Here is a 9,021-nt window from a genome sequence, read left to right on the forward strand (position 1 = left end):
GCCAAATTACGCTTGGCATTGAACAGAGCGGTCGTGGCCTGCAATACGTCAACCATCGTTCTGGTACCGACTTCGAAACCGGCCTGGGTCGCATCCAATGCACTCTGACTGGAAATCAAAGATTGCTTGAGCGCTTGAATGGATGCCACGGACGCCATCACGCCAAGATAGGCAGAGCGCGTATTGCGCACCACTTCCCTGCGTGTTTTCTCCAGATCTTGCGTGGCTCTGGTGAAGTCGGCTTGCGCTTGCCGTACCGCACTTGATGTTCGACCACCTGAAAAAATCGGCACATTCACTTGTAGCATAATGCGGCGATCATTACCGCCGTTGCTAAAAGCATTGCCATTGTTGCTACCGTCTGTGTCATTATTCGAATAGGAAGCTATCAAATCCACTGTTGGCAAATGCCCCGCTTCACTTTGCTTGATGCGCGCACGGGCAATTTCAACAGCAAGGCGCTGCGAAAGCAGAAGGATATTGTTTTCTTCGGCCATGCGCACCCAAGCTTCAATATCAGCTGGCTTCGGACTTTCCAACGGCAGTTTGTCTTTTAATGGCACGAGCGTCTCAGGGTATTTGCCAATGATCTGGCGAATGCCTTCACGGGCATTGTCCAAGGTATTTTGTGCCAGGATTTCGTTCGCAACAGCCTGATCAAACCGGGCTTGCGCCTCATTCACATCGGTCACGGCACTCAGACCAACTTTAAAGCGCTGGCGGGTTTGTTCGAGCTGTTTGGCAAAAGAGGCTTTTTCTGCCTGTGCGAACTCGAGATTGTCTTGCGCTGCCAGAAGCTCAAAATAGGCTTCAGCCAATCGCACCGCAAGCGCTTGACGCTCGGCCTTGACAGATAAGCGCGCCTGTTCCACTTGCTTTTCCGCAATGGACAAACCGAGCCAGCTATCATGGTGGTAGATTTGCTGACTCAACGACAGACTCCAATTGGTACTGTCGCTTGTCGTCGTACTGGGATTGGTCGGAAAAGGGGTACCGCCAAAGACAAGCGTGCCTGGCTCTGACTCAGAACGTATGTCGGATTGGCTCCAAGACGCGTTAATTTGAGGCAGAAGTGAGGCGCGCGCCTGCGCCACCGCCTCTTCTCCGGCGGCGCCATTCGCTACCGCGGCGCGGTACTGAGGATCTGTATTCAGCGCATTTTGGTATAACTGCCACAAGTCTGCACTCCAAGCTGCCGGCGTGGTCAAAAGCGCACCACACAGCGTTGCCACTGCGCTTAGTCTTCTCATTGTAGACTTCCTCAATTTTATATTAGTTTTTTCTAATATAGAATAACCTATTCCCGTGCGCAAGCCTCGACGCTCGGTCAGAAGGTGAAACGCGCTGGCTCCGGTGCATTCACAAGCAATGGCACAACGGTCTCAAACAATCCATGATCCGTAAATTGCTCACCATCACATCGTTCGACCAACCGCACCTGCATGGCAGGCGGTTGACCAATAATGCAAATCAGCCGCCCACCCTCCTTCAGGGCATGCTTATAGCTGGTCGGCACCGCCAACAAACCACCCGTAATGACAATCGCGTCATAACGCTCGTTTTGTGACCAACCCGAGGCCGCGTCACCAACGCACAAAGAGACGTTGCCAATCCCCAGTTCGTTTAAACGTGTTTTTGCCTCGTGCACAAAGTCTTCAAAAATATCGACAGACGTCACATGCTCCGCCAAGGATGCTAAGATGGCCGTCAAATAACCCGTTCCTGTCCCAATTTCGAGCACCCGGTCTGTAGGCTTCAATCGCAAAGCTTGAGCAATGCGCCCTTGCTCCTTTGGCGTCAGCATAATTTGCTCATGCCCGATGGGAAGCGTTGTGTCCGAATAAGCCAACGCTTGCAAGTGATCGGGGACGAATTTTTCCCGTGGCAGTTGTCCCATGACCGAGAGCACTCGATCATCCACAACTTTCCACGGCCGGACTTGCTGCTGTGTCATCAAAAAACGGGCTCGTTCAAAATCCATAGCGCCACCTCAATTGTTCAAAGACGAGCGGATTTCCGCCGGTTTTAGACCTAGTGATGACCGAGGCCATCGGAACGATGGCGCAAAGTTTATCAAAATGTTGGATTTTCTGCTTGATTTTCGTCACCTTAAGTTATTCCCGACTGTGACTGGAATGACCGCAATGGAAACATCAAAACAATATGAAATTTTGGCAAAACATGTACTGGGTCGCGGTTTTTTTCGGCTGACGCGCTATCGTATTCGATATGTCAAACAAGACGGTCGCTGGACACCACCGCATGATCGAGAAATTTTTGAACGTGGGGATTCCGCTTGTGTGCTCCTTTGGGACCCACAACGGGATGTCGTAGTGCTGGTGGAACAATTTCGACTCGCAGCACGTGGGCACGCGCAGGGGCCGTGGATACTTGAACTGGTGGCAGGGATGATCGAATCAGGGGAAAGTCCAGATACGGTGGTCAAACGCGAAGCACACGAAGAAGCGGGCGCTATACTCGATAATGTCATACCGATCGGACAATATTATCCTAGCCCTGGAGGGTGTGACGAAAGGGTGTGGCTCTTCCTTGCACTTGTCAACAGCGATGACATTGATGGCGTGTTCGGTATACCGGAGGAGGAAGAGGAAACGCGTGTGGTCAAGCTCAGTTTTGACGAAGCATGGCATGAAATGTGGTCAGGTCGAGCCAATAATGCACCGGTGCTCATCGCGATGCAATGGCTCGCCATTCACAAAGAAAAATACTGCCAAAGGTTTGATTCGAAGGCGTCACGAGGTTAGGCTTACCAGATGAACACCGAACTTTCTGGGCAGCGCGCCCGTCTGCTGAAAGAACACCTAGCGTATTGCGAGCATAACTATCAGTTATGGTGTCATCTCTTTGCCAATTCAGACCATGGACAAGGGTGGCTCAATGCTTCACAGCTTGGTTCAGTTCATTATCAGGCGGTCGATAACACAAAGTACACGCAAACTTACTGGTTGCGACTAGAACCTCATCTGGATAAGGCACAGACGGCATGGTTAACACTTTGCTTGCCGGTGAGAATTTATCACGACATGCGTGTTGCCGAAGTGCTGGCGGATCAGACAGGCCGGCAATACCCAGGTGTCAATCCCTACCCAAACGATCGGATGTGGTTGCCGGATGAGAAAGTCCGCCTCAATGCCCACCTAAATCTATGGCTACGCGCGTGTTGCTGTGCTGACAATATGCACCACAACCTTTGCCAATCCCCATGAGGAACGGTCATGGAAGAAGCCATCTACCACATCACACACACATCGCCTGAGGCTGTGCAATTGCTGCATATCACCGATTGCCACCTATTCCACGATCCGAACGGTCGGCTTTTGGGGTTAAATACCGAGCACAGTCTGAAGGCTGTCCTGGAAGCCGCCCAGAAAGTGCCTCATGATGCGGTTCTGGCCACTGGTGACTTGGCGCAAGATGCCTCGGCCGCAGCCTACCAGCGATTGGGTCGCTTTCTGTCTAGGTTGAACCGGCCCGTTTTCTGGACAGCCGGAAACCACGATGATCCCGCTGTCATGCATCGACATTTTATTGGCCAGCACATCCAGCCACACAAATGCATTCAATCGACATACTGGCAAATTCTGATGCTTGATTCCTCAGTGCGAAGACAAGTGCATGGTTATTTGTCAGACAAGGAACTGGCCTGGTTGGAAAAGCGACTCACCGCACATCCGGAGAAATGGGCGCTGATTGTGTTACACCATCAGCCGGTGCCGGTTGGTAGTCAATGGTTGGATGGCATCGGCTTAAAGAACAGCGCCACGCTATTTGCATTGATTGCCCGGTTTCCGCAAGTCAAAGGTATTTTATGGGGCCATGTACACCAAGAATTCCAACAAAAACTACACGGGTTACGACTGATGGCCACACCATCCACATGCGTTCAGTTCGCCGTGGGCTCATCGGATTTCAAGGCAGGAACGGAAGAGCCTGGCTACCGCACTTTGAAACTCTTCCATGACGGTTCCATTGAAACAGAAGTCCACCGGACTCGCCCCATGGAATTCACGGTGGACTACAGCATCAAAGGCTATTAGGCGGCTTCCCTGTCCGCGTCTTCTTGGCTATGATGGCCATCCATCGATCTGAGAATATTCACAAATGACCGATTACACGGCGAAATCAATCGAAGTTCTCACAGGACTGGAGCCCGTCCGAAAGCGACCAGGGATGTACACCGACACAACGCGCCCCAATCATTTGGCGCAGGAGGTCATTGATAACGCGGTGGACGAGGCCCTGGCAGGCCACTGCCGGACAATTCGAGTGACTTTACACGAAGACAAGAGCATTGAAGTCGAAGACGATGGTCGTGGCATGCCCGTTGATCTTCATCCCGAAGAAAAGCTTCCGGGTGTTGAAGTCATTTTGACCCGGCTTCATGCTGGCGGAAAGTTCTCGAATAAGAATTATCAATTCTCCGGCGGTTTGCACGGTGTCGGCGTGAGCGTCGTCAACGCCCTATCGTCACGACTGGAAGTCTCTATCAAGAGGCAGGGCAAAATCTTTCACATGGCGTTTGCCAATGGGGAAAAGTTAAGCGATCTGAAAGTCATTGGCACGGTCGGCCAGCGAAACACTGGCACTAGTGTACGTTTCTGGCCAGACCCGCAATTTTTTGATTCGCCAAACATTCACGTCAATAAACTGAAACATCTACTGAAAGCCAAAGCGGTATTATGTCCCGGTCTGAGCATCACCTTGGAAGACAAAATTCATGGTGAAAATATTTCGTGGTGCTACGAAAATGGTGCTGAGGCCTATCTGCTTGAGGCCACTCATGATCAAGAGCGCCTACCGCCGATCCCTTTTTGCGGAAACTTCCAAAGTGAATCCGAGGCCGTCGAATGGGCGTTGTGTTGGCTGGAAGACACGGACGCCGGTATTCAAGAAAGCTATGTGAATCTCATCCCGACCCCTTTGGGAGGGACCCATGTCAACGGACTGCGTCATGGATTGACCGAAGCTGTCCGCGAATTTTGCGAACTGCGAAACTTGATACCTCGGGGCCTCAAGATCACAGCCGACGACGTGTGCCATGGACTTTGCTATGTACTCTCCGTAAAACTCGCCGATCCTCAATTTTCAGGACAAACCAAGGAGCGATTGTCGTCACGTCAATGCGCCAGCTTCGTCAGTGGCGTTGTCAAAGATGCCTTTAGTTTGTGGCTTAATGAAAATACACAGTACGGCGAAGTGCTGGCCGAAGAGATTATCCGGCGCGCCCAGCATAGGCAGAAAAAAGCACGCAAAGTGACGCGAAAACGCATCACAAGCGGCCCGGCTTTGCCAGGCAAACTTGCCGACTGTGTTGGGCAAGATGCCATGGCATCCGAACTGTTCCTTGTCGAAGGTGACTCCGCAGGCGGCAGTGCTAAGCAGGCGCGCAACAAGGACTATCAAGCCGTGATGCCATTGCGAGGAAAAATTCTGAACACATGGGAGGTTGATGCTGACCAAATCCTTGCCAGCCAGGAGGTTCATGATATTTCTGTGGCCATCGGCGTGGACCCAGATAGTGATGATTTAAGTGGATTGCGCTACGGGAAAATATGCATCCTCGCCGATGCCGACTCTGACGGGTTACACATCGCCACCCTCCTGTGTGCGTTATTTGTCAAACATTTTCGCAAGCTCGTGGAAGCTGGCCATGTGTTTGTTGCCGTCCCTCCGCTTTATCGCATCGATGTTGGCAAAGAAGTCTATTACGCGCTGGATGACGACGAGAAGCAGGGCATTCTCGATCGCCTAGAAGCAGAGGGCCGAAAAGGCAAAGTCAACATTCAACGCTTCAAAGGGCTTGGTGAGATGAATCCCATGCAACTACGCGAAACGACCATGGCGCCAGAGACACGTCGCCTCGTTCAGCTGGTCATTGACGATCCGGAACAAACAGAAAAACTTATGGATATGTTGCTCGCCAAAAAGCGCGCCAGCGACCGAAAACAATGGCTAGAACAACGCGGGAACCTAGCAGAGGCCGTACAACCACTCGCGACGGAGTCGAACACATGAACGCAACCACCGAACAGTTTGACGATACAGAAACACGTTCATTGGCAGAATTCGCCGAACATGCCTATCTGAATTACGCCATGTACGTCATCATGGATCGAGCGTTACCCCATATCGGCGATGGACTCAAGCCAGTACAACGGAGAATTCTGTATGCCATGTCTGAGCTTGGCCTAAAAGCATCCGCCAAGTTCAAAAAATCGGCACGCACCGTCGGTGACGTGCTGGGAAAATTCCATCCGCATGGCGATTCCGCATGCTATGAAGCCATGGTGCTCATGGCACAACCGTTCTCTTACCGTTATCCGCTGATCACCGGGCAAGGCAACTGGGGTTCCCCGGATGACCCTAAATCGTTTGCCGCCATGCGTTACACCGAAGCCAAGTTGAGCCCTTTTTCTGATTTATTGTTGCGCGAGATTGGTCACGGTACCGTGGATTGGCAACCTAATTTCGACGGCACCCTGAAAGAACCTGTCCTGTTACCAGCACGCGTACCCCATATCCTATTGAATGGCAGTACCGGTATCGCGGTTGGCATGGCAACCGACATTCCCCCGCATAATTTACGCGAAGTTGTCGCGGCCGCCGGGCACCTACTACAACACCCCGAGGCTACCGTGGCAGAATTGATGCAATTCATGCCCGGCCCGGACTACCCGACAGAGGCGGAAATCATCACCTCGGAAAAAGAAATTCGTGAGATTTATGAGCAGGGCAAGGGTTCCATTCGTCAGCGAGCCCGCTGGCATCTCGAAGATGGCGAGATCATCATCACAGCGTTGCCCTATCAAGTTTCAGGCGCCAAAGTGCTTGAGCAGATTGCCACACAGATTCAAGCCAAGAAGCTGCCATGGCTGTCAGACTTGCGCGACGAATCGGATCATGAAAATCCGACCCGCATCGTCTTGGTGCCCCGCTCCAATCGAGTGGATGTCGAACGTCTAATGGGACACCTATTCGCCACCACCGACCTAGAAAAAAGCCATCGCGTCAACCTCAATATGATTGGCATCGATGGCCGTCCGCAGGTCAAAAACTTAAAAACGATACTGAGTGAGTGGCTACATTATCGGCAGCAAACCGTTCGACGCCGTCTCCAGCACCGCCTCGATCAGGTACAAACGCGGCTGCATATTCTTGAAGGGTTACTCATTGCTTACTTAAATATTGATGAAGTCATCGCCATCATTCGTCATGAAGACGATCCGAAACCCGTGTTGATGGAACGTTTTCACCTTTCCGAAGTACAAGCCGAGGCGATTCTCAATCTAAAACTCCGCCATCTGGCCAGACTGGAAGAAGAAAAACTTCGTGCCGAGCAGTCCACGCTTGAAGAAGAGCGAAAAATGCTGAGCGGCATATTGGGCAGCCAAGCAAAATTGAAACAATTAATCAGTCAGGAACTTGCCGAAGACGCAGAAGCATATGGCGATGCCAGGCGGTCACCCATTGTCGAGCGACAAGAAGCGGCGGCACTCAGTGAAATCGACTTGCTCCCAAGCGAACCAGTGACTGTCGTGCTTTCCGAAAAAGGCTGGGTTCGTGCCGCCAAGGGACACGACGTCAGCGGTGAAAGCCTCAGCTATAAAAGTGGTGACCGTTTCCTGATGCAGGCAGCGGGCCGCACCAATCAAATGGCCGTATTCATCGATTCTTATGGTCGAGCATACGCGCTGGCCGCCCACACGCTGCCATCGGCGCGAGGACACGGTGAACCACTCACAGGCCGTCTGAATCCCCTCGCTGGGGCCTCATTCAAAGCCGTACTCATGGGCGAAGAATCACAATGCTATCTCGTCGCATCAGACGCTGGCTACGGGTTTCTGTGCCAGTTCAAAGACATGCTCTCACGCCAAAAGAACGGTAAGTCGTTACTGTCGTTGCCAACTGGCGCCGAAGTGTTGCCACCATGCGCGGTCTCAGATCCCGACAATGATTGGGTGGCCGTGGTCAGCAATCAAGGACGCTTGCTTATTTTCGATGTCGCCGATCTGCCGCAACTGACAAAAGGCAAAGGGAACAAGATGATCGGAATTCCATCAGCACGCGTCGCGACCCGCGAAGAATATGTTGTCGGGATGACCGTATTGGCGCCGATGCAGCCGCTGATTATTTCAGCCGGCAAACGCCATGTCACGCTCAAAGGTGATGATTTACTGCATTACCGAGGCGAGCGCGGCCGGCGAGGACATAAATTACCACGCGGCTTCCAACGAGTGGACAGCCTTGTTCCTGCGGATGACTAGCCGTTGGGCCTAGTCATCCGACGTGGTGACACTCACTGGAACAGCGTCAACCGACTCACGACCGTAAAAACGAACCCCTCGGCGAATTCTGGGAAGCCCCTTGGCCATCCGCCAGCGATTGGTGTCCCTGAGGCTGTACACGCAACCACAGTACTCCTGCTGGTAGAACTGCTCTCGTTTCGACAGTTCAATCATGCGCGATGAACCACCTTTCTTTCGCCAGTTGTAGGTCCAATAAACCAGATTGGGATAACGTGCCGCAGCGCGTACACCACAATCATTGATTTGGTCCATATTCTTCCAACGAGAAATTCCGAGAGAACTGGTAAAGACCGGAAAGCCATGTTCATGCGCATACAACGCCGTGCGTTCAAATCGCATATCGAAACAAACGGTACAACGCTTGCCTCGTTCAGGCTCCCATTCCAACCCCTTGACTCGGTCAAACCAATCGTCCGTGTTGTAATCATCATCAACAAACGGGATATTGTGCTTGCGGCAGTAGCGTTTGTTCTCTTCTTTCCGAATTTCGTATTCGTCTCGCGGATGGATATTCGGGTTATAAAAATACACGGTCAGATCAACGCCGCTGGCACGAATCGCTTCAATCACCTCGCCAGAACAAGGCGCACAGCAGGAATGCAAAAGCACCCGTTTGGCGCCACCAGGCACTTCCAATTTTGGTCGCTGATAATTGTCCAGACTGTATGGATTGCTCATGACTCGACCCTCGGCA

The 9,021-nt window shown here is 52.1% G+C and carries 8 protein-coding genes; 5 read left to right on the forward strand and 3 right to left on the reverse strand.

From position 1 onward, the window contains the following. A partial coding sequence (locus tag D6694_15305) for a type I secretion protein TolC (protein RMH34233.1) occupies positions 1-1,232 on the reverse strand: 1,232 nt, incomplete at its 3' end. Positions 1,233-1,327: 95 nt separating this feature from the next. Next, positions 1,328-1,981, reverse strand: a complete 654-nt coding sequence (locus D6694_15310) for a protein-L-isoaspartate O-methyltransferase (GenBank protein RMH34234.1) — start codon at positions 1,979-1,981, stop codon at positions 1,328-1,330. On the opposite strand from D6694_15310, the gene D6694_15315 reads away from it, so the two are divergent. The 5 genes from D6694_15315 to parC all read left to right on the forward strand — a co-directional run bounded on the left by D6694_15315 (position 1,896) and on the right by parC (position 8,285). Beyond that, positions 1,896-2,765 (forward strand): NUDIX domain-containing protein, encoded by an 870-nt coding sequence (locus tag D6694_15315; protein RMH34240.1) that lies wholly within the window; start codon positions 1,896-1,898, stop codon positions 2,763-2,765. The two genes, D6694_15310 and D6694_15315, sit on opposite strands and share 86 nt — an antisense overlap. A gap of 9 nt (positions 2,766-2,774) precedes the next feature. Continuing rightward, positions 2,775-3,227 (forward strand): DUF1249 domain-containing protein, encoded by a 453-nt coding sequence (locus D6694_15320; protein RMH34235.1) that lies wholly within the window; start codon positions 2,775-2,777, stop codon positions 3,225-3,227. A gap of 9 nt (positions 3,228-3,236) precedes the next feature. Continuing rightward, complete coding sequence (locus D6694_15325) at positions 3,237-4,058, forward strand: 3',5'-cyclic-AMP phosphodiesterase (protein ID RMH34236.1); 822 nt, start codon at positions 3,237-3,239, stop codon at positions 4,056-4,058. Positions 4,059-4,122: 64 nt separating this feature from the next. After that, positions 4,123-6,036, forward strand: coding sequence for a DNA topoisomerase IV subunit B (gene parE, locus D6694_15330; GenBank protein RMH34237.1), 1,914 nt, complete (start codon positions 4,123-4,125; stop codon positions 6,034-6,036). Continuing rightward, positions 6,033-8,285, forward strand: coding sequence for a DNA topoisomerase IV subunit A (gene parC, locus D6694_15335; GenBank protein RMH34238.1), 2,253 nt, complete (start codon positions 6,033-6,035; stop codon positions 8,283-8,285). The genes parE and parC overlap by 4 nt, the downstream gene beginning before the upstream one ends. Positions 8,286-8,294: 9 nt before the next feature. Here the strand turns inward: parC and D6694_15340 are convergent, their stop codons facing one another. Continuing rightward, positions 8,295-9,005: a hypothetical protein gene (locus D6694_15340; GenBank protein RMH34239.1), complete on the reverse strand. Its 711-nt coding sequence runs from the start codon at positions 9,003-9,005 to the stop codon at positions 8,295-8,297. Positions 9,006-9,021 lie beyond the last annotated feature (16 nt).

It is taken from the genome of Gammaproteobacteria bacterium, from assembly GCA_003696665.1.
Classification (GTDB): Bacteria; Pseudomonadota; Gammaproteobacteria; order Enterobacterales.